Origin of the sequence: Sphingobacterium endophyticum (assembly GCF_009733535.1) — a bacterium.
GTDB lineage: Bacteria > Bacteroidota > Bacteroidia > Sphingobacteriales > Sphingobacteriaceae > Sphingobacterium > Sphingobacterium endophyticum.
In genome coordinates, this window is sequence record NZ_SMMI01000004.1 from 322,863 (window position 1) to 345,846 (window position 22,984).

At 37.0% G+C, this 22,984-nt stretch carries 18 protein-coding genes and 2 tRNA genes; 8 read left to right on the forward strand and 12 right to left on the reverse strand.

What is annotated here, in order from left to right:
- Positions 1-13 precede the first annotated feature (13 nt).
- Together E0Y80_RS07210 and E0Y80_RS07215 are read left to right on the forward strand one after the other, a co-directional pair.
- Positions 14-547, forward strand: a complete 534-nt coding sequence (locus E0Y80_RS07210) for an OmpH/Skp family outer membrane protein (RefSeq protein ID WP_156306985.1) — start codon at positions 14-16, stop codon at positions 545-547.
- A 95-nt stretch (positions 548-642) separates the two neighbouring features.
- Positions 643-1,209 (forward strand): OmpH/Skp family outer membrane protein, encoded by a 567-nt coding sequence (locus E0Y80_RS07215; RefSeq protein ID WP_156306986.1) that lies wholly within the window; start codon positions 643-645, stop codon positions 1,207-1,209.
- A 75-nt stretch (positions 1,210-1,284) separates the two neighbouring features.
- On the opposite strand, the gene E0Y80_RS07220 is transcribed toward E0Y80_RS07215, so the two are convergent.
- Positions 1,285-2,976 (reverse strand): GMC oxidoreductase, encoded by a 1,692-nt coding sequence (locus E0Y80_RS07220; protein ID WP_156306987.1) that lies wholly within the window; start codon positions 2,974-2,976, stop codon positions 1,285-1,287.
- A gap of 221 nt (positions 2,977-3,197) precedes the next feature.
- Between E0Y80_RS07220 and E0Y80_RS07225 the strand changes: the two genes are divergently transcribed.
- Both E0Y80_RS07225 and E0Y80_RS07230 read left to right on the forward strand, forming a co-directional pair.
- Positions 3,198-4,493: a 4Fe-4S dicluster domain-containing protein gene (locus E0Y80_RS07225; protein ID WP_156306988.1), complete on the forward strand. Its 1,296-nt coding sequence runs from the start codon at positions 3,198-3,200 to the stop codon at positions 4,491-4,493.
- Between the two features lie 12 nt (positions 4,494-4,505).
- Positions 4,506-5,300, forward strand: coding sequence for a (Fe-S)-binding protein (locus tag E0Y80_RS07230; RefSeq protein ID WP_156306989.1), 795 nt, complete (start codon positions 4,506-4,508; stop codon positions 5,298-5,300).
- A gap of 95 nt (positions 5,301-5,395) precedes the next feature.
- Here E0Y80_RS07230 and E0Y80_RS07235 read toward each other — a convergent pair whose 3' ends face one another.
- The 6 genes from E0Y80_RS07235 to E0Y80_RS07260 all read right to left on the reverse strand — a co-directional run bounded on the left by E0Y80_RS07235 (position 5,396) and on the right by E0Y80_RS07260 (position 12,618).
- On the reverse strand, positions 5,396-7,105 hold the full coding sequence (locus E0Y80_RS07235; protein WP_156306990.1) for an FAD-dependent oxidoreductase: 1,710 nt from the start codon (positions 7,103-7,105) through the stop codon (positions 5,396-5,398).
- Between the two features lie 107 nt (positions 7,106-7,212).
- Positions 7,213-7,296: transfer RNA gene (locus tag E0Y80_RS07240), tRNA-Leu, on the reverse strand.
- 47 nt (positions 7,297-7,343) lie between these two features.
- The gene (locus E0Y80_RS07245; RefSeq protein WP_156306991.1) at positions 7,344-8,231 is read right to left on the reverse strand and encodes a Ppx/GppA phosphatase family protein; all 888 of its coding nucleotides are present in this window, start codon (positions 8,229-8,231) and stop codon (positions 7,344-7,346) included.
- 78 nt (positions 8,232-8,309) lie between these two features.
- Positions 8,310-9,332 (reverse strand): Gfo/Idh/MocA family oxidoreductase, encoded by a 1,023-nt coding sequence (locus tag E0Y80_RS07250; protein WP_156306992.1) that lies wholly within the window; start codon positions 9,330-9,332, stop codon positions 8,310-8,312.
- Positions 9,333-9,342: 10 nt separating this feature from the next.
- Complete coding sequence (locus E0Y80_RS07255) at positions 9,343-9,963, reverse strand: hypothetical protein (protein WP_156306993.1); 621 nt, start codon at positions 9,961-9,963, stop codon at positions 9,343-9,345.
- 78 nt (positions 9,964-10,041) lie between these two features.
- Complete coding sequence (locus E0Y80_RS07260) at positions 10,042-12,618, reverse strand: phosphoenolpyruvate carboxylase (RefSeq protein ID WP_156306994.1); 2,577 nt, start codon at positions 12,616-12,618, stop codon at positions 10,042-10,044.
- Positions 12,619-12,854: 236 nt separating this feature from the next.
- Between E0Y80_RS07260 and E0Y80_RS07265 the strand changes: the two genes are divergently transcribed.
- The gene (locus E0Y80_RS07265; protein ID WP_156306995.1) at positions 12,855-15,044 is read left to right on the forward strand and encodes an FUSC family protein; all 2,190 of its coding nucleotides are present in this window, start codon (positions 12,855-12,857) and stop codon (positions 15,042-15,044) included.
- Positions 15,037-16,014 carry a YpdA family putative bacillithiol disulfide reductase gene (locus tag E0Y80_RS07270; RefSeq protein ID WP_156306996.1) on the forward strand — a complete coding sequence of 326 codons (978 nt, stop codon included), beginning with the start codon at positions 15,037-15,039 and terminating at the stop codon, positions 16,012-16,014. The genes E0Y80_RS07265 and E0Y80_RS07270 overlap by 8 nt, the downstream gene beginning before the upstream one ends.
- On the opposite strand, the gene E0Y80_RS07275 is transcribed toward E0Y80_RS07270, so the two are convergent.
- Entirely contained in the window at positions 16,003-16,614 is a 612-nt protein-coding gene (locus E0Y80_RS07275) for a TetR/AcrR family transcriptional regulator (RefSeq protein ID WP_156306997.1), read from the reverse strand. The genes E0Y80_RS07270 and E0Y80_RS07275 overlap by 12 nt on opposite strands.
- Positions 16,615-16,717: 103 nt before the next feature.
- Here E0Y80_RS07275 and murB point away from each other — a divergent pair, with 103 nt between their 5' ends.
- On the forward strand, positions 16,718-17,734 hold the full coding sequence (gene murB / locus E0Y80_RS07280) for a UDP-N-acetylmuramate dehydrogenase (protein ID WP_156306998.1): 1,017 nt from the start codon (positions 16,718-16,720) through the stop codon (positions 17,732-17,734).
- A 279-nt stretch (positions 17,735-18,013) separates the two neighbouring features.
- Complete coding sequence (locus E0Y80_RS07285) at positions 18,014-18,529, forward strand: RNA polymerase sigma factor (RefSeq protein WP_156306999.1); 516 nt, start codon at positions 18,014-18,016, stop codon at positions 18,527-18,529.
- Between the two features lie 115 nt (positions 18,530-18,644).
- Here the strand turns inward: E0Y80_RS07285 and E0Y80_RS07290 are convergent, their stop codons facing one another.
- The 4 genes from E0Y80_RS07290 to E0Y80_RS07305 all read right to left on the reverse strand — a co-directional run bounded on the left by E0Y80_RS07290 (position 18,645) and on the right by E0Y80_RS07305 (position 22,669).
- Entirely contained in the window at positions 18,645-19,565 is a 921-nt protein-coding gene (locus tag E0Y80_RS07290; RefSeq protein WP_156307000.1) for a PfkB family carbohydrate kinase, read from the reverse strand.
- Between the two features lie 58 nt (positions 19,566-19,623).
- A tRNA-Asn gene (locus E0Y80_RS07295) sits at positions 19,624-19,697 on the reverse strand.
- Between the two features lie 156 nt (positions 19,698-19,853).
- Complete coding sequence (xylA, locus tag E0Y80_RS07300) at positions 19,854-21,182, reverse strand: xylose isomerase (protein WP_156307001.1); 1,329 nt, start codon at positions 21,180-21,182, stop codon at positions 19,854-19,856.
- Positions 21,183-21,193: 11 nt separating this feature from the next.
- Positions 21,194-22,669, reverse strand: coding sequence for a xylulokinase (locus E0Y80_RS07305; protein WP_156307002.1), 1,476 nt, complete (start codon positions 22,667-22,669; stop codon positions 21,194-21,196).
- Positions 22,670-22,984 lie beyond the last annotated feature (315 nt).

Below are 22,984 nucleotides of genomic sequence, written 5' to 3' on the forward strand. Positions count from 1 at the left end.
AAATAATATGTCGATGAAAAGAATAGCAATATTGATCGTGATGTTAACCCTTATGGGCTCAGTGTCCTTTGCCCAAAAATTAGCATATGTAGATTCAGAGTATGTTATGAAACATATTCCTGAGTACAACTCAGCGTTGAAACAGTTGGATGATCAATCCAAACAATGGCAGGCTGAAGTTGACAAACAATACGATGAAATTGAACGTATGTATCAAGCGTACCAGAAAGAACAAGGTAATTTAAATGCGGATATGCGCAGACGTCGTGAAGATGAAATCGTAAATAAAGAAAAAGCAGTTAAGGAATTCCAACGTTCTAAATTTGGAATGGAAGGAGATTTATTTAAACAACGTGAAAATTTGATGAAACCAATTCAGGCAAGAGTTACGAAAGCAATTCAAGACGTAGCATCAGCTGGACAATTTGATTTCATTATGGATAAAAGGAGTGAATCGACATTTCATTATGCAAATCCAAGCTTAGACAAAAGTAACGATGTTGTCACTAAATTAGGATTGAAACCTAATCCTTCTTTAGCGAATTAATATTTTTTATTATTATTGCGAACTAATTTTATTATTTAAACATAAAAACAAGAAAAATTCCTTATATCAGAAAATATAAGACTAACAAAAAAAGCATGAAAAATTTATTGAAAAGTGTAGTATTAGCAACTGGAATTTTAATGGCAGGAAGTGCTGCCAACGCACAACAAAAAATCGGACACATCAACACAGCGGAAATTGTTCAGTCTACTAATGAGTTCAAAGCTGCTGAAACACAGATGAAGACCTTAAGCGATACAAAGCAAAAGGAAATTCAAGGTATGATCAGTGAGTATCAAAAAGAACAAAACAATGCGAACGAGAAGTTGAGAAACCGCAGCGAGGCTAATAAAGAAACTGTAGATGCAGAAGTTCAAACAATCGCTACTAAAATGCGTGAAATGGAAACTCGTATCCAAGGTGTTCAACAAGCTGCACAAGAAGAAATTGGTAAAAAACAACAAGAATTATACGCTCCTATTGAGCAAAAAGTAATGACTGCGATCAATACTGTAGCTAAAGAAAAAGGTTATGCGTATGTATTAGACATTTCTAACGGTGGAGTTCCTTACTTCGGTGGTGGTGATGATTTAACTGCAGACATTAAAGCAAAATTAGGCGTTAGTGCTACTGCTGCACCAGCTGCTGCACCTAAGAAATAATTCTTAGCGTTAAAAGCATAAAAAAAGGATCAACTATTGGGGTTGATCCTTTTTTTATGCTTTTATTGTTTCTGATTAAAGGTTACCCTTTTTCATTTCATCCATTGCAAAATTTGCGGCTCTAGCCGTTAATGCCATGTAAGTTAATGAGGGATTCTGAGTACCTGTCGACGTCATGCTCGCTCCATCAGTAACAAAAACATTCTTACAATTATGGATTTGATTCCATTTGTTCAAGATGGAGGTTTTAGGGTCCAACCCCATCCTAGCACCCCCCATTTCATGAATATCAAGGCCTGGGTTCTGTTTGCTATTATGCTGACTAATGTTCTTAGCTCCGATATATTCCAACATTTCAGATCCTTGATTTAGAAAATCCTCCATACTTTTTTGATCATTATCATCATATCCAACATTAAATATAACTTGAGCCATTCCGAATTTATCCTTAAGGTCTGCACTTAGTCGCACATGATTTTCTTCCTTAGGTATAGTTTCCCCCTGCATCATCATTCCTATTCCCCATCCAGCAACTTCGGAAAGACTATCTTTAAATGCCCCTCCTACCTGCTGTTCAGATGCTACTCCACGACCGCGATAAGCCCCAAAAAATGAAGCATATCCGCGCATAAAATCCATCTCCTGTTTTTGGACATTCCTGAAATTTGGAATAATTGGTTGTGTTGGTCGTCTTCCATAGTAATAGTTATCTTCAAAACCATCTATCGTTGCGGATATAGAACCTAAATAATTATGAAAAGCAATATATTTACCTAAAAGGCCTGAGTCATTACCTAATCCATTTGGAAACCTTGTAGATTTTGAATTCAATAATATTTGGTTGCTTGCAATTGCTGAAGCATTGACAAAAATTACTTTTGCAAAATATTCAGAAGACTGCTGCGACTCGGCATCAATAATTCGTACCCCGCTGGCTTTTTGAGATTTATCATCATAGATTATAGATTCAACAATGGAATTGGGTCTTATCGTTAAATTTCCGGTTTTTGCTGCCCAAGGTAATGTTGAAGCATTTGAACTAAAGTAGCCACCGAATGGGCAACCTCTTTGGCACATCGTCCTATTTTGGCATTTTGTACGACCTTGCACAATATGTATTGGTTGAGGATCAGTTATATGGGCACATCGGCCAGAGATAACTTGTCGATCGGGATATTTTGAAGGTAATTTTTTCTGAATCATCTGTTCAACGGCATTCAGGTCAAAGGCAGGAAGAAACTCTCCATCAGGCATTGCTGCATTCCCATCTCTGTTACCTGAAACACCAATGAACTTTTCAACATGGCTGTACCAGGGAGCAATATCTGCGTAACGTATCGGCCAATCGACAGCGAAGCCATCCCTCGCTGGTCCCTCAAAATCATAATCACTCCAACGCTGAACCTGCCGAGCCCAAAGCAGCGATTTGCCTCCAACATGATATCCTCTTATCCAGTCGAAGGGTTTCTCCTGTACATACTCTTGCTCCTTATCTTTAGTAAAGAAATGCATGGCATCTTCATTGAATGCGTAACACTTTGCAGCAATAGGGTTCTCTTGCCGTATTTTCAATGCAACTTGATTATGGTGATCAAATTGCCATGGATCCATATACGCTGTCGGATAATCCTTTACATGCTGTACATCAAAACCTCGTTCTAAAACCAAAGTCTTAAATCCTCTTTCACAAAACTCTTTTGCAGCCCATCCTCCGGAAATCCCTGAACCTATTACGATGACATCATATGTATTCTTATTGTTTGCCATGATCTTTTCAATGTTTTTTTAGGTTGATTCTTGATGGCTAATTTACAAAATGAGGCTTACAATACCAGTCTGTTTGTTGTATCAATTATTATACTTACCTTGATTTAATGGGTTTCTTACCTAATTGATACCCGACAATTATTTTTAATCTTTCTAAATAATTTATTATGCATGCATAGTATAATTTGAATAATTATATTTGTTTACCTAAGTATTAAACTATGATAAGTCAACTCATATTTGGTATTATACTCATTGCTGCCTTGGTTTTATTCTATAAGAACGCAAGTAAAATCTATAGAAATATAAAATTAGGCCAATCAGTAAACCGTTTTGATCGAGCTGGAGAGCGATTAAAAATCATGCTTTTGGTGGCATTTGGACAAAAGAAAATGTTCAAAAGGCCTATCCCTGCCCTACTCCATCTATTTGTTTATGTAGGATTCTGCATTATCAATATTGAGATGTTGGAGATTGTTATTGATGGTCTTTTTGGATCTCATCGCGTTCTTTCGTCCGTATTGGGTGGATTTTATAATGTGCTCATTGCTGGATTTGAAATTTTAGCTTTTTTAGTATTATTAGGCTGTGTGATATTTTTCGTAAGGAGGAATGTTTTAAAATTAAAACGACTTAATCAAGTCGAATTAAATAATTGGCCCAAAACTGATGCTAATTTAATTTTAACTGCAGAAATCCTACTTATGGCTGCATTTTTAATTATGAATGCGGCTGACTATAAGCTACAGCAATCTGCTGTAGAGGGCTATCATTCCGTAGGCTCTTTCCCAATTAGTTCCTATTTAGTTGGAATCTTACCTGATTCTATTTCAAGCTTGATTGTAATCGAAAGATTTGCTTGGTGGTTTCATATTTTGGGGGTGTTGGCATTCTTAAATTACTTGCCAATTTCAAAACATCTGCATATCATTTTAGCATTTCCAAATACCTATTTTACAAGACTTGAGCCTAAAGGAGAACTTAATAATATGGCTTCAGTTACGGAGGAAGTTAAGGTGATGTTGGACCCAAGTCTACCTCCCCCTACTGGAGAGCCAAGCAGATTCGGTGTAAAAGACGTTCAAGATTTGACTTGGAAAAACTTATTGGATGCTTATACCTGTACCGAATGTGGGCGTTGTACTTCATCCTGTCCGGCGAATATGACCGGTAAGTTATTATCGCCAAGAAAAATAATGATGGATACCAGGGATAGACTAGAAGAGGTTGGCAAGAACATAGATAAAAATGGAAGTTTTGTGGAGGATGGAAAGGGATTGTTGGACACTTACATCAGTAGAGAGGAAATATGGGCTTGTACGAGCTGTAATGCATGTGTAGAGCAATGCCCAGTTAATATCAATCCCCTAGAAATTATTATAGGTCTGAGACAATTTGCAGTGATGGAAGAATCACAAGCGCCTTCTAGCATAAATAATATGTTTTCAAACCTGGAGAATAACGGCGCTCCATGGAAATACTCACAAGCTGACCGTGCAAATTGGACAAATCAATAAACAAGAACAAACATGGAAAATCAAATACATATACCTACAGTTGCTGAATTGATGGCAAAAGGCGAAAGTCCAGATTTATTGTTTTGGGTAGGTTGTGCAGGAAGCTTTGACGAACGTGCTCAAAGGATAACGAAGGATATCTGTAAGATCCTCGCTCACGTCGGAATAAAATATGCTATTCTAGGAACTGAGGAAAGCTGTACAGGTGATCCGGCAAAACGGGCAGGAAATGAGTTCTTGTTCCAAATGCAGGCCATGATGAATATCCAGGTTTTAGATGGCTATGAAATAAAAAAAATCGTAACGGCCTGCCCGCACTGCTTTAATACATTAAAAAATGAATACCCTGGATTGGGAGGTCATTATGAAGTGATCCATCATACGCAATTAATTCAATCTTTGATAGACGAAGGGAAACTCAGACCAGCGGATGGACATGAATTCAAAGGAAAGAAAATAACCTACCATGATCCCTGTTATTTAGGACGTGGAAATGATGTCTATGAGGCTCCGAGAAAAGCATTGGAAGTATTGGATGCAGATTTAGTTGAATTAAAGCGCTGTAAATCCAATGGATTATGCTGTGGCGCTGGTGGAGCGCAAATGTTTAAGGAACCTGAAAAAGGCGATAAAGACATCAATGTTGAACGTATTGAAGATGTTATCGAGAGCCAAGCAAGTATCGTAGCAGCAGCATGCCCATTCTGTATGACAATGCTTCGTGATGGTGTGAAAGTCAAAGAAAAGGAACAAGAAATAAAAGTTTTGGATATCGCGGAGATTACAGTTAAAGCAAATAATCTCTAATCATTTTCAAATTAATCAGGATTAATAAATCAATATAAAAAGCCTTTGCGATCTTTTTGGATACAGAGGCTTTGCTATTTTTTAATTCTACGTCCTTATTTCCATTCAATTTCTACAGCTTGGTTGATTAGGAAATTCTGGAATTCCTTAAGTAAAGTTTTCTCCTGATGAATTTTCCTTGGCTTTTCATTTTTTTTCAAGGCAAAATGAAGGAGGTGTCCAACAGCTTCCCCTATCCCCCATTCAACGGGATGCAATCGGTAACAGCCGTTGCTGAGGTGGGTAGTTCCGATATTTTTATTTGCAGGAATCAGATTATCCTTCTGAATTGGAATCAATGAACCTAATGGAATCTGAAAAGGTAATGAAGGAAAATCTATGTAATTATGCTTCTGTGTCGGGTGCAGATCAATGTGGTAATAGCCTATTCCTACAGAATCCTCAAATTCAGCCGCTTTATTAGGATCTTCGCCCAATCCGGCCACAAGTTTCCTATTTTCCTTTCCCACATGCTCTTCAGTTACTGTAAATACTGCTTTTATCCTGCGTGATTCACGAATATATGGATATTTTGCCATGCCATCCTCAGTTCCCATAATATCCTTTCTCAATCGAATTCCCGGCCATCCTTTCTCACCCTTATCATTTAGAGCTTCCGTTTGCAGCCAATATAGCAATGAAAGATTCAACTGTTTTGCGGAGTCAACATGTCTATCGAACTCTTCCTTTGAAACATCAATTAGGTTACCCAATAAATAGTCATTTTGGGGCCAGTTAACTAAAGTAATATCCCCTTTGAAAAATCCATCGGAAAAATTTTTCTTATGGATGATTCTTCTATAATTCCAGAGGTTCAACACGTCTCCAGTTGCTATTCCAGTGGGATTGAATCCTAAAGTTTTGGGCTCTAAAGTTTGCGGATTAGAATATGAAATTGAAAGTAAGCGACCTGGCCAAGCTGGTTTTATCTGCGGAATATAATTTTTCCAAAATTCATAATCTCTAGGTTTAGGTATCGTATGATTCTCTCCTTCCACATAATCCATAGCAAAGCATACCGTGAAAGCTTGATTATCCAAAGGATCGGCCTTTTCTGGAGCATGTAATTCATTGAACTCCATTTTTGATTCTGCTCCAGTTCGGTATTCCGTACCAGTCAATGGAAGCAAATCACCTAATTCAGTAGCGTCTACAAAGTAATTTGCCTTAATAAGTGATTCTTTCTGTGTTACGAGATTTTTAACTCGAATCTCCTGGACTAATTCTTTGGAATGCTCGGATTGAATAGCTTTATGATTGAGCAGTAGAATCAATCTTCCTGAGCTTATATAAGGAGCCAATAGACTTTCTAAGACATTCAATGCTACCTTAGGTTCATGACACAGCCTTGAAACTGCACCATTTCCTGGATTTAAATATTCCTCGGCATTAGCTTCATCGGTTAAAGGATAATAAGTCTTATAGAATTGACGAATGGCTTGTCGGAATTGGCGATAGGATTTAGGGGATCCATGTGTCTCGATCCAAGGATGTTCGTCGGGAGGAACACCTTGCTGCGTAAGCTGTCCTCCAATCCAATCTGTTTCTTCAGTGAGAATTACAGACTCTCCATGTTTAAGAGCTGCAAGTGCCGCCGCAAATCCGCCTAAACCGCCTCCAATTATTGCTATAGAAGATTGATATGTAAAAATCGGTTCCTTTCGGTGAAGCGGATTTTCCACATGCATCGGAATGGACCATGAGTTTGATGATAGGGAAAGCCCTGTAACAGTTGCAATAGCTTCGATAAATCCACGTCTTTTCATAAGTAATTTGGCGATGGTTGATTTTTAAATATAAAAAGATAAGTTTAAACTGTTGGAAGAGTACAAAAAAAGGTCGAGGAAATCCTCGACCTTAGATATTTTCAGGGTGCCCAGGAGCAGATTCGAACTGCCACACCTGTACAGGCGCCACCCCCTCAAGATGGTGCGTCTACCAATTTCGCCACCTGGGCTGAGACACCGCAAAAATAAACTTTATTTTTATTCTTGCAACGTTTTTTTAACCGTTTTCCTTTTTCAGATTGTTATTAATCAAGGTTTGGATAATTCCATCCGCAAGACCAATCCTAGGCGCCATAATATTTTTCAGATGACCTATCTTCATGATGGTCAGAAATATTTCAGATGCAGGTATAATAACATCTGCCCTATCTTGTTTTAGCTCAAGTACATTGATCCTATCCTTTAATGAATATGAATTCAAATAGACATACAAAGCTTTCAACTTGGCATAAGAAATAGGCTTATCTGCTTTTTCATTGGCAAGTCGCGAAAGCTTGTTAATATTACCGCCACTACCTATACCGTAAATATTTTTATAGCCTTTTGTGATGTTTTTCACCCAAATCTTCATATCATCCCAAGTTTCGGGGCTATCTTGATTATCCAAAATACGGATTGTTCCCAAATTAAATGATCGAGATGCAACCAACTCTCCATTGGCAAATAAAGAAATCTCTGTACTACCACCACCCACATCGATATATAGATAAACCTTATTTTTATCCATACCTGTATGGCCATGCACATTATAAATAATCTGTGCTTCAACAGATCCATCAATAATATCGATATCAACACCAACTTCTTTACATGCTTTCACCACATCCTGGCCATTATCTGCATCACGCATCGCCGAGGTTGCACAGGCCATATAGTCCGTTACCTTATAGACATCCATAAGGTTCCTAAAAGCACTCATGGTTTTAATCATGCTTTCAAACTTACTTTCTGAAATGTGATGATGGATAAATGCGTCGTCTCCCAAGCGAAGGGGAACGCGCAGTAGAGTGTTTTTGTTAAATGTGATTTCGTTTTCTCTAACAATAATATCTGCGATCAATAAGCGAACAGCGTTTGATCCGATATCTATAGCGGCATATCTCACGTTATTATATTTTGAAAAGTTTAACAATGTTAAAAATTCAAAATTAACTAATTGTAAACTTTATATTAAATGGAAGATTTATTTATTCGGTTCTAGTATTTCTAGCTGCCAAATTATCTGATCTCTGCTAACAAAATAGGGCTTCCCTTCACGAATAGTTTGATAAACCTCATCAAATAACCCCATATAGTGCCCTAACTCTGCCTGAACAAATCTGGAAACTAGGTTCTCATCTTCATCTGATGTCGTTAAGATTCCTTCGGTCCCCTCCGGTTCTATTCCAAATGCTGGATTGTTTGGCATCATTCCTTCAATCAACTGAGCTTCTTGCACATCGGTTCTGTTTTTCACAAAACTACCCTTAGTACCATGTAAGACAAAACTTGCCTGTGGATTAGCAACCAATAAACTCGTTGTGATATAAACATTCAATCCGGATGCATAATTCAAAATGATACAACCATAGTCATCCACTTTAGAATCCGGTCTGTAAACTCCACGTACTTTGGTCATTGCTTTTGGTTTACCAAATAAGGAGATGGTTTGATCCAATAGATGGGACCCTAAATCAAATAAGACTCCAGCAGCAGGAACTTTAGTCTCCTTAAACACTTTGGGACCAATTTGTGGCTTAAATCGATCAAATCGAATATGCAATTCAATAGGTCTACCAACTTCATTCTGGTTGATGATTTTTTTCAGTGCCAAGAAATCGGAATCAAACCTACGGTTATGAAATGGTAGAATTTGCTTTCCCATATCCTTTGCTACCTGAAAAAGCATATTCGCTTCGCCCATGGTTGGAGCGAATGGTTTTTCGATAAGGACATGCTTACCTGCCTTTAAGGCTTGAAGTGCAAATTCAACGTGAGTATCGTTTGGAGTATTCACGATCACCAATTCAATTTCAGGATCGTTAATCAGTTCATCCACCGAGTTGTAGCTGATTATTTGAGGATATTTCTCATGAGCTGCTTTTTTAGAACGCTCAACGATTCCTCTCAATTCAAAGTTGGGGTTAACCTCTATAAATGGCGCATGGAATACCCTCCCGGACATTCCATACGACAATATACCTGTAACTATTTTGTTTTCTGACATTTATATTTGCTTAGTGATGCGCATGTGCATCTTCTTTACCACCTACAGCGGTAAACAACTGAGCGATAGTTTCTGTTTGACCTTGAGCAAAATCTCTTAAATCCTTATTTGTATTACGGCTTAGTCTTTTGAATTGTTCTTTAACCAATGCAACTTGATGTTGGATATGGCTTAAGTACTCTGCATCAGAGTAAACTTTTGCATGTTGCAATACCAATGGAGCCGCTGTATCAGCAATTGTAGAGTCTTGAACAACAACAGGAGCCGCATTTGGTTCTACAGCAATATTCTCCTCACCAGGTCCAGTGAATTTCTCAGTACCCAAGATTGGAAAATCAACATGATATTTTGTTGCTAATGAATCCATTTGTGGAAGGATATCAGAAAAGAATTTCGAAGCTTTTGCAGCAGCATCTTTCGCTTGCGCATTACCAACTGTAGCTACATGCTGAGCATAGGATACCTCATAAGGTGCGATGGACCCTACTTGTCTGAAAAAGGCATACCCATCACCGTCTACCAATGTAGTATGTGTGTATTTTAATTGGTTTTCATCTGCTGTTTTGAAAACACAAGAAGATAAAGATGTACTTGCAAGAACTGCAGCAACTAATAATGTATTTAATTTCATCGCTTTATTATTTTTAAAACACACAAAAATATAAAAATATCCCTATTAATGCCTATTTCTATTTAATTCAAAATCAATCTAAGCTAAATTTCTTCCAGCATTGACCACACCATAGATGGTACGACCAATCAATTTCCGATAAGTTTCTGCTGTAGTCTCCTCCATTTCCTGCTTTTCAAGCAATCGTATAGCATAATGTTGAATAATTAGCAGCGGAAGGATTATTTTCTCCCTTTCTAAAATAGATGCACGTTCTACTGGATAATTTTCCATTAACTCAGACATTCCAGTCAATTTTAACAAGAATTTCTTCGTGCGGTCATATTCATCCTTCAACATAGTCCAGAACTCTCCAAATCTCACATCATCCTTCATATATGAAGTAATATCAAAATTTGACTTGGTCATGGACATCATACAGTTGTCGATAACCGTATTGAACATACCAGAAGTTTCATAAAGGTTCTTAACATAGGACCAAAGGTTATTGTCCTCTGCCCATTGCAATGCCGTTCCAACCCCAAAAAATCCTGGGATATTTTGTTTTAACTGACTCCAAGAAGTAACAAAACTAATGGCTCGTAGATCCTCCAACCGCAATTCTCTGTTAGAATTTCTCTTTACCGGCCTACTTGAAATATTCATGTTCGACAGCGACTTTAATGGACTTAAAGTCTCCAGGTATTTTAAGAACAATGGATGATGTCTTAGTTCCAAGAATTTCTCGTGGCTTTCTGCCGCCATACGATCAATGACATCCTTTTGCTTTGCTGTCAGTGTATCCCCAACTCGCTGTTGAAGATCTGAAATCAATCCAGCATGCAAGAGTTGTTCAATATTATATTTTGCAGTATCCAAAGATCCATATTGACTACTTATTGTCTGTCCCTGAATCGTTAATTGGATATGATTATTTTCAATTTCTTTACCCATGGAAGCATAGAAACGTTGGGTTTTACCTCCACCACGTGCCGGTGGACCTCCACGTCCATCGAAAAACACAAGGTCAACATCGTATTCCCTTGAAATTGCCGTCAGTTCTATTTTTGCTTTATAAATAGACCAGTTTGCCATCAAGTAACCGCCATCTTTCGTACTATCTGAGAATCCTAACATAATTGTTTGCTTGTTTCCTCTTTTCTTAAGATGGGCAGAATAGGTTGGATTGGAATATAAACTTCGCATTACATCTGCGGCGTGCTTTAAATCATCAACTGTTTCGAATAAAGGCACAAAATCCATCGTTAGATCTTTTTTGGTCCAGCCTTCCCATAAGAAAAGTTGCATCAATCCTAAAATATCTGATGCCTGTTGACAGTTTGAGATTATAAACCGCTGTGCTGCCCGCTCACTTCCCGAAGCTTGAATCTCTCTTATTAAGCGAATGACTTTGATTGTATCTTCTACCAAGGGATCTACACCATCCTGTAAATCTAATGTAGCTTCTGTAAATTGAATATGTTTCTCTTTTTCCTCCTCAGAACCTTCAATTTCCTTAAAATCAATTGCTGTTTCCTTAGGGTAAGTATTAACCAACCAATTGAATGTATCACGAAGAGCACTGCTATCCTGACGAATATCCAGCGTGGTGAAATAACATCCAAATGTTTGAACTTTACGTCTTAAGTCTTCCACGATTTCAACAAATAGCCCATCATGGTTCTCTCTCAACACTCTAATTACCTCTGTTAGGTTTTCAAGAATTTGGTCTGTTAAATCCACAGGTTTTTCTACTGGATTGAATGAGTTTTCATAGAAAAGGTCTTGTAATTCCTCCATGTATTTCTCAACTCCTCGAAAGGTAATTCTGCGTTTTACAATTCTAAAATCTCGATAATAGCATCTAAAAAGGATCGTTCTCAACAATGTTGCAACTTTCTTGGTGCTTTCCCAGGTAACATTAGGATTCCCGTCGCGGTCCCCTCCTGGCCAAAATCCCAATTCAATTAAATGATTGACATCTTTTGGATTGATTTCCAATTCATCCTCAATTTTAGCTTCGATCCCTGAAGCCACACTATAGAAAACGTTCTCTAGGAACCATGCCAGACTAATGGCTTCGTCTACAGGTGTAGGACTTTGTTTATTGATAAAAGGAGTTTTCCCTAATTGCTGAAGCAATAAGTGGATTTTGGGAATATCGTTTTTCTTAAGTTCATCAATCAAATCATTGATAATCGATAGTACCGGACCTGGATAGAATTGTGTTGGGTGAGCGGTCAAAACCAATCGTACCGACATATCCTTAAGTCTTTCAACAACCTGTTTCTTTAGTTGGGGGTTGGTCTGTGTCTGATTAAAAATGGACTCTAAGCCACCTGTCTCATCACTTTTGCCGACCGCTTTAAATGCAGAATCTTCAACCGCATCAAATAATACCACCTGTCGTTCAATATATTGAACGATACGGAACAATAGATCCAAGCGGTCTTCTTCCTGAACATATTGCTCATATTGACCGAAGAAACTGTCAATAATCACTTCTGGTGATAAATGTTCTTCCACTCCCTGTTCACAATGCGTTGTAAAAAAAGGAAGAATCGTACCTGTATGTTTAACCCTTTGAAAAGGTAAGGTCAAGAACAAACTTTTATATAAATCGAACCTCGTGAGGACTTCGTTTTGAAAAGCTAGTGTCTTTTGGCTTAATCTCATAGTAAGTATCCTGTCTTGTTAGTTTGTTTAAGTTGAATAGCGTATTCCTACAAATATATCATTTTAATATCTTTTAAAGCAAGTAATTGTATTATTTACACTAACTAAACAATAACATTGCTATTTTAATAATTTGAGAAGGGATTTAAAAAGGATATTATTTAAAAATTTATCGAAATTCATTCATTTAAACCATTTAATTAACTATTGCTTCTGTATCTTTGTTTGAGCAAAACATGAAAAAAACCAAAGAATTAAGCAATTTCTTTTATAGCCAATACTTTGCAGATGGCTTACGAATCACCATAGGCTGTATTGTGCCTATTTTAGTAAGTGCGGCATTTGGCAAATTTCTTTTAGGAACCTATATTTCCCTAGGCGCCTTATTAGTGGGCTTGTCGGATACTCCAGGCGCCCCGTCCCATAGGCGTACCGGAATGATTGCTTGTCTGATCGTATGCATCCTTACCCAATTTATTACCTTTTTGGCTAATGGAAACATTTGGATCATGTCCATCGTAATCGGCTCCTTATGTTTCATTTATTCAATGTTTGCGGTATTTAATGCTCGTGCAGCTACTGTTGGCTCCATGGGTGTTCTGATCATGCTGATCTATGTCGATGATGTAATGTCCTTTCAAGAAGAGTTGATGCTTTTATTTTACTTCACCTTAGGTGCAGTATGGTATATGCTGATTAGCTTTTCTATTACTCAGGCACGTCCATATCGCTTGGCACAGCAGGAACTTTCAGAAACAGTAAGACATGTTGGTGATTTTATTCGGTTGAGAGCTAACTTCTATGATTCCAAAATGTCTATTGACGACAACTATAGTAAGTTAATCGATAAGCAGATTGAAGTTCATGAGCACCAAGAAAATGTAAGAGACCTTCTGTTTCAAAGCAAAAGGTCTATTAAGGATACAACCAAAATTGGTCGTTATTTAACATTAACTTTCAATGATATTGTCGATTTGTTTGAGCAGGCAATGACAACGCATTATGATTATGAGTTAATCCGGAAGGAATATGCACATACCGGTATACTAAAGGACTTTAAACATCTTTTATTTAAAATCGCCAATGAATTAGATCACCTCGCCTATCAATTAAATGCCAACCGTGCTCCTAAACCTTTGTATGATTTTAAACCGGATATTGAAGCAATTTTAAAATCAATTGATGAGATAGAGAAAAAAGAAAGCCTGAATACGATCCCTTTAAAGAAGATTCTAATCAGTATCCGAAACATAACTGTATTCATTCATAACATTTATAATTACGCAGTAATTAGGCCAAACAACATCAAGAAGCAAGAGATCGAAGAAGCTAGCAAATTTATTCAGACTGAACATATTGACCCGCGCAAATTCAAGGATAACTTATCATTTGATTCTAGTATATTCAGGCATGCATTAAGAATGGCAATCGTCATGGCTTCAACTTACCTTGTCCTTAATCTACCTTTTTTTAATATCGGGACAATGGGAAGTTATTGGGTCTTACTAACTATTATGGTCATCCTTAAACCTGGATTCGGACTCACTAAAGAACGTAATTTTCAGCGGCTTCTTGGGACGATTATTGGAGGTGTCATTGGTGCCATCATTTTAATGACCGTGCACTCAGAGATTGCAAGGTTCATCATATTAATATTCTTCTTTTTGATTGCCTATAGTTTGTTCCGCGTCAACTATATTATGGCTGTGATGTTCATGACACCATATGTCTTGATTATGTTGAGCTTTTCTGGAATGAACACTTTTGAAGTTGCAAAAGAAAGAATCTTTGATACCTTTTTAGGGGGTATGATTGCCTTTCTATCCAGCTATATTATCTTTCCAAATTGGGAAAGTTTTCAAATTAAGAACAGTGTCCGGCAATTACTCATTGCAAATTATAAATATGTAGCTCAAGCCGTTCGGATTCTTTCTGGGGAGGAAATTACAGTCACTAGTTATAAACTTGCCAGAAAGGAACTCTATATTGCTTCAGCCAACATGGGCTCAACATTTCAGCGAATGCTCTCGGAACCAAAATGGAGGCAAAAAAGCACTAAAGAAGTCAATAGGCTTGTAATTCTCAATCATATTCTTTCTTCATATGGCGCTACATTGCTTACACAATTAACTGAAGCTACGGAAACCAACTATACAAAAGAGCATTTAACACTTTTGAAGAAGATTTTGACAAACGTTAGTAAATCTATCGAAGCTATTCCTCTAAAAGATTCTGAAAGTTTTACTCCGGTAACGGATTTTCCTGAAATTACTCCCGAAACATTAGATCCCGAGGAATCCAAATTAATTACAGAGCAATTGCAATTCTTAAATAAAATTTCCTCAGATTTATACAAATCTACTTTGGATGTGATGGAAAAAGAATCTTCTATCAATCCGCAACAAATTGAAATGGTAAATGGATAATATAATTGATGTATTGATTGTAGGTGCTGGCCCAATTGGGATTGCATGTGGAATTGAAGCGAAGAAAAACAATCTTAGTCACGTTATATTAGAGAAAGGTTGTTTAACGAATTCCTTATACAACTACCCTATTAATATGACGTTCTTTTCAACTTCAGAACGATTGGAAATTGGAGACACTCCTTTTGTTACAACTAATCCTAAACCAAGAAGAGCCGAAGCATTGGAATATTATCGTCGTGTAGAAAGGAAATTTGATTTAAAAACACATCTATTCGAAGAAGTATTGTCGATAAATAAAATCGAAGAAGTATTTCAAGTTACTACGAACAAATCTATATATAGAGCTTCTCATGTCATAATCGCCACTGGATTCTATGATATCCCTATGTATTTAGGGGTTCCGGGAGAAGGATTATCCAAGGTACGCCATTATTACGATGACCCACACTATTATGCCAATCAGAAGGTAATTGTTGTTGGTGCAAGCAACTCCTCCATCGACGCTGCATTAGAGACTTACCGCAAAGGTGCAGAAGTAACATTAATCATCCGTGGAAAGGAAGTAAGCCCAAGAGTAAAGTATTGGGTAAGACCCGATATTGAGAATCGCATTGCAAATGGAGAAATAAAAGTGCTATATCGATCCAATATTGTGAGCATTGGCGAAAGGGAGGTACAGATTTCAACACCTAAAGGTAATGTTAGCGTCGAGAATGATTTTGTGCTTGCCTTAACTGGCTATAGGCCGAACTTTGAATTCTTGGAAAAAATTGGAATTGAAGTACCATCAATGAGCCCTTGTATTCCTGTTCATAACCCTGATACCATGGAAACAAATGTTAACAATTTATACCTTGCAGGTGTTGTCTGCGGCGGATTAAATACGCACCTATGGTTCATCGAGAATTCAAGAATCCATGCACATCTAATTATCAAGAATATTCTTGACAAAAGATCAGGCTCTTAATCCATTAATAAATATATGGGATAATTTCTTCTGAAGGCCTAGGATATAATCAAATTCCTCCTTTGTAGGCGGTAAGAACAAATTTTTAAATTCTTGAAGGATTCCAATACGCATTCCCAATAATGAGATTAAAAGGATCTTTGCGGTCAATTCTACGTCGTCAACCACTAATTCTTTGGTCTCTACTCCTTTTTTAAGGATTAAACTTACCTGCTGAATTTCTTTTTCAAATAAAGAAGGTAAAACAGCTTCAATATCAACTGGCATTTCATTTCGCAAGGAATACGAAAATTCAAAAATATTGAAGTTCTCTTTGATTACTGTCAATCGAGTGCTTAAAAAGGCCTCCATTGCTTCAGTTACATCCTTTGAGGTTCTTATTTTTTCGGTGGTTTCATTGATGATTTCATCCACTGCCATCTCAAATACAGCGGCGTATAATCTATTTTTATCCGGGAAGTAATAATATAGTAGTGCTTTGGAAAATGATAGATCCTGTGCAATTTCTGCCATGGTAGTTTTTGCTAACCCATAATGCGCAAACCTACGTTTTGCTGCCTCCAAAATCTTTATCCTTTTCGCATCTGCATTTTTTGCCATAGACAACAAAAATTAGTTTATAAATCGGCGTTTACCTATCTTTACAGCCTTATAAACTAAGATACTTTAATTTTTCGAACTTTTAAAGAAATTGGTCAAAAAAATGAAAAACGAAACTCTACCCACAAAATCCCTTCAAAAACTGAACACTTTTGGAATTGAGGCTTTAGCTAATCAATATGTCAAAGTAGAGGATGAACAGATTTTATTGGACCTATTTGCTGAAAAATATTTTGAAAAAGATTTCTTCGTTCTTGGAGGTGGAAGTAATGTTCTATTCACTAAGGATTATGATGGCCTAATTGTTCATATTGCAAACAAAGGTAAACAGCATTTCATTGAGGGCAATCATGTGTTCGTCACTGCTGAAGCTGGCGAAGTTTGGAATGACTTAGTTTGGTATTGTATCGAACATGATTTTCCCGGCTTGGAAAACATGGCTTTAATACCGGGAACAGTTGGAGCTTCTCCTATCCAAAATATCGGTGCCTATGGTCAAGAGTTAATGCATATATTCTATTCATGCCGGGCATTTGACACTCAATCTGGAGAATTTGTTACATTCAGTAATCCAGATTGTCAGTTTTCCTACCGAGATAGTATTTTCAAAAGGGAACATAAGGGAAGATTTATCATTTGTAGTGTTACCTATAAATTAGAACTATTTGGTAAGATTAATACCAGTTATGGAGCAATTGAAACTGAATTAGAGAAAAGAGGAATATTTAATCCCTCAATAAAAGATGTAGCTGAAGTTGTTTCTTACATCCGAGTAGAAAAGCTTCCCGACCCATCAACTATTGGCAATGCTGGTAGTTTTTTCAAAAATCCTATCGTCAATAAGCTACAATTCGAAAATCTTAAAAAACAATTCCCTGATATTGTACATTATACCATCAATAATTTAGAAGAAAAACTTGCTGCCGGATGGTTAATTGAACAATGCGGCTGGAAAGGAAAAACTGTTGGACAAGTAGCAGTGTGGAAAAATCAAGCTTTAGTATTGACAAATTTAGGGAAAGCTACTGGAAATGAAATATTTGAAGTATCGTCTACTATTGTGGACGATGTATATACACACTTTGGAGTGCATTTAGAACGGGAAGTAAATATCCTATAAAAGTTTTCCACACTTTCATTCAATCAAGTTTTTTTTTATTATAAAACAATAATCATTGATTATTATACAATAAAAGCGTAAAGATTATTCTATATTTTTATCGTTTTACGAAAATCAAGTCCCTCAATCTATTGATTTCCACAATTTAATTAATTTTCTGCATAGGAATTGCGTGATACTTAGCGTTATAGCTTAATAATAAGTTTCAATTGTTCAGCTTTCGTCAAGTTCCTCTTGACAAACATCGCATCATTTAACTATACTATAATCGCTAATTGTATGAACAAGATTGAATTTAACTCATTAGTTGTTAAGCACTCAGATTCTCTTAGAAGTTATGCCAGAAACTTTACAAGAGACCACGAAGATGCTAATGACTTAGTACAAGACACCTTACTAAAAGCTGTCACGTACTTCAAAAACTTCAGAGACGGCACCAATTTAAAAGGTTGGCTTTATACAATTATGAAGAACACCTTTATCAACAATTACCGCCGGGTTGTCAAAACCAATTCTTTTATAACAAAAGAAGAAGAAATCTCTCAAATTAACCTCGTCGTATCCGCAACTAAAAACAACGGTGAAAACAAATTCATCATGGAAGACATCAACTATGCTCTTTCAAAGCTCTCAGATGAATATTATGTACCTTTCACAATGTATTTTGAAGGATATAAGTACCATGAGATCTCAGATCATTTGCAGATTCCTATCGGTACGGTAAAAACGAGAATTCACGTAGCTAGAAAGTCTATGAAAAAGACGCTTACTGCCTACAAATTCAAAGAGAATTAATTCTCTTCTTTAGTATTAGATAATTACAGATTTTTAGGTTTAATGTTATTAAGCCATGGGCTTCCTTAAATCCAAGTTTCGGATCAAGGCTGGCTATATAAAATTCGAGATAAGCTTATTCGCTTATCTCGAATTTTGATAGATTTACAAACTCTTTAATACGGTTTGATATTTCCTCTTGAGTTAAGTTCTCTAATCTCTCAGTACCAAATTTCTCTACACAGAATGACGCTAAGGCTGAACCGAAGATAATGGCATTCTTCATGTTTGCAAAATTGATGGATTGCAATTTTGCTAAATATCCAATGAAACCTCCTGCGAATGAATCTCCTGCACCAGTCGGATCAAATACATCTGCTAATGGCAATGCAGGTGCTGAAAAAATCTGGCCTTCACCAAATAATAATGCACCATGCTCTCCTTTTTTGATAATTAAATATTTTGGACCCATCTGAAGAATCTTATCAGCGGCTTTAACTAAGGAATACTCGCCTGATAATTGTCTTGCCTCGGCATCATTGATGGTTAAAACATCAACACGCTTTAATACTTCGCGCAATTCATCCATCGCAACATCCATCCAAAAATTCATGGTATCCAATACAACCAACTTTGGCTTATTTTCTAAGCGATCTAATGTCGCCATTTGAACAGCAGGTGTTAGGTTGCCTAACAGCAAATATTCGCAGTCTTGGTAGGAAGCAGGGATTTTAGGATCAAAATCAGCTAGTACATTTAATTCAGTAATTAACGTATCACGGCTATTCATGTCGTTATGGTATTTTCCTGACCAGAAAAATGACTTTCCTCCAGGAATGATTTCAACCCCTTCTACTTGAATGCCTCTTGATTTTAAGATGTTTAGGTTATCTTCTCCAAAGTCCTCACCAATTACTGAGATTAATTTAACTTCTGGAAATAGGTAAGATGCTGCTAAACCAGCAAATGTCGCTGCACCACCTACTATTTTATCAGTTTTACCAAATGGGGTTTCAATGGCATCAAATGCAACGGTTCCAACGATTACTAAACTCATGGATATAAATTTTATTATAAAAAAAAATGCCGGCTAATTGCCGGCTTATTTAATCTTGCTCCTGAAGCTGGGCTCGAACCAGCGACCCTCTGATTAACAGTCAGATGCTCTAACCAACTGAGCTATTCAGGAATTTCGAATTGATGAAGTAACCCTCATCTTCAAAGTGGTACAAAAATAGGTTTTTAATAATTAATTCACAAAAAAATATTGAAAATTTTCCTAAAAAAAACCTTTATTCCCGTAATCCTCTCATATACAAGGAAATTTTCCCATCAATCCGATTTATTAGATATAGCGGTTAACTAAATTCTCTAAGAATTCTTGTTTCCCACTTCTCATTTCAGGCTCTCCGTTTTCTACTGCAAAAGTACGCAAGTCTTCAAGAGTCAATTTACCTTTCTCATAATCCGCACCTTTTCCTGTATCGAAACTAGCATATCGATCTGCTCTGATTTTCCTGTAATCTGATTTTTGTAAGATATTATCTGCAGTAACTAATGCTCTAGCAAATGCATCCATACCACCAATATGAGCATAGAATAAATCTTCGGCATCAGTGGAGTTTCTTCTGATTTTTGCATCAAAGTTAACACCTCCGCCTTGTAGTCCGCCTGCCTCTAAAATAATCAACATAGCCTCTGTCAATTCATTAAGATCATTTGGAAACTGATCGGTATCCCAACCATTTTGATAATCTCCGCGGTTGGCATCTATTGATCCTAACATTCCTGCATCTGCAGCAACTTGAAGCTCATGCTGGAAGGTGTGTCCTGCCAAGGTCGCATGGTTAACTTCGATATTCAATTTGAAATCTTCTAATAGGTCATATTGTCTCAAGAAACTGATTACCGTAGCTGAATCATAATCATATTGATGTTTCGTCGGCTCACATGGCTTCGGCTCAATAAAGAATGTTCCTTTGAAGCCATTTTTTCTTGCATAATCTTTAGACATATGTAAGAACTTAGCCAAATGCTCCTGCTCTCGTTTCATATTCGTGTTTAACAAGGACATATAACCCTCACGACCTCCCCAAAATACATAATTCTCACCTTTTAATGCAATCGTCGCATCTAAAGCGGCTTTAACCTGTGCCCCAGCATGTGCTAATACATGAAAATCAGGATTTGTCGATGCACCGTTCATATATCGGTGGTGACTGAACAAATTTGCCGTCCCCCATAATAACTTTATACCGCTCTCCTGTTGCTTTTCTTTTGCATATTCTACAATAGCAGCCAAGTTTGCATCATTTTCATTTACGTTATCCCCATAGTCAACAAGGTCAACATCATGAAAACAATAATATGGCAACTGCAGCTTCGTCATAAATTCGAATGCCGCATCCATTTTATCTTTGGCTCTATCTATAGTTTTTGTCCTTTCATCCCATGGAAAGAAATGAGTCTGACCTCCAAATGGATCTGCTCCGTTTCCATTGAATGAATGCCAATAAGCACATGCAAACTTAAAGTGGTCTTCCATGGTCTTTCCTGCAACAACCTTTTTCGGATCATACCAGCGGAATGCCAATGGATTATCAGAATTTAACCCTTCATACTTAATTTGCCCAATGTTTTTAAAATACTCTTTTTCTCCAGTTAAAACTTTCATATGTTCGTTGATTATAATTTTTGCAATAAACTTTTATTCCATGCCCCATAAAGATCATTGTATAAGTCTTTGTCGCTTGGTTCAATGGTTTTGATCTTTTTTAATCCTGAAAATGCTTCCTTCTTATCTTTATAAACCTCCGCTCCTATTCCCGCACCTAATGCTGCTCCTACACTCCCATCATTTTCATATAGCTCTACAGGGACTTGAGTAACACCAGCAAAGGATTGCTGAAATATCGGACTTAAGAACATATTCGCATATCCTGCTTTAATGACTGAGGGGTGTATATCATTTTCTCTGATGATGTCCAATCCATATCTGAATGAATGAGCGATACCTTCTTGGACAGCCCGCCAAACATGGGATTCATCATGGCGAACAAAATCTAAATTCTCAATATGCCCTTGTACGGTTTTATTATTCAGCATCCGCTCCGCTCCATTTCCAAAAGGCAAAACCACAATTCCTTCTGATCCAACCGCCACTTCCGCTGCCTTTTCGTTAATCTGATCATAGTCCAATCCTTTTGCCGTTAATTTCTTAATCCAGCTATTCTGTATCCCTGTACCATTTATGCATAATAAAACACCGATATTACTTTGGTCTTTACTGTGGTTCACATGCGCAAAGCTATTTACCCTAGACTCCTTGTCAAATATTAGATGATCCGATACCGCATAAATTACTCCTGATGTACCCGCTGTCGCAGCAACTTCCCCTGCATCAATCACTCCTAATGAAAGGGCATTGTTAGGCTGATCGCCAGCTTTGTAGCTAACAATAGTACGCTCAGACAATCCTAATTCACTCGCAACAGCGGAGTCCAAGGACCCATAGTTGGAAAAAATAGGTTGAATATCCGGAACTAAGGAACGATCAATTCCATAGTGATTCAATAAGGTTTCCGAAAGTTCATCCTTTTCAAAATCCCAAAGAATCCCTTCTGAAATAGAACTTGGATTTGAATTAATCTGTTTAGTCAGACACATGCAGAGAAAATCTCCCGGCAACATAAATTTATAAATGCGTTCATAGACTTCGGGTTCATTTTCTTTAACCCAAGCCAATTTTGAAGCCGTAAAATTCCCCGGGGAATTTAAATGTGATTGAAGAAATCCTTTTGAATTAAGTGCTGAAAATGCCTGATTACCTATTTCAACTGCCCTACTATCACACCAGATGATCGAATTTCTCAGGGGTTGCTGATTTTCGTCTACAATTACCAATCCATGCATTTGATACGCAATCCCTATAGCCCCTATATCTTTTGGATTATACGAACCTGAGCTATTTGCTTTTTTAATTGCTCGCTTCGTATTTTCCCACCAAATCAACGGATCTTGCTCGGCCCAGCCTTTCTTTACGGAAATTATTTCCGCTTCTGAATCCGGATATTGTGCTGTTGCAATTCTCTTTCCTGTCTGAGAATCTACAACTGAAACTTTTATAAATGAGGTGCCTAAGTCAATCCCTAGTAATAGCATAATATGTTTATAATGGATAAGTTGAATACACAAGATAATTATTTTTAATAATAACTCAAGGGTTCTATAATTTATTCAATTATTTGTTTAATTCAACCCTTTTTTTAACATATATACCATACCACTACTTAAAACGCTGATTATCAACAATAAATGTGATAATTACATTATTAATATTAACTATAACGTTTTCGTAAATAAACATATAACGGTTTAGCAAAGCCACCTGAATAATTAGTTATCATTGTGCTATAAACCTTTTTCAAACAGCATTACTAGTACAATTTTTAATCAGGCTCAATCTCTTTGAGGTAA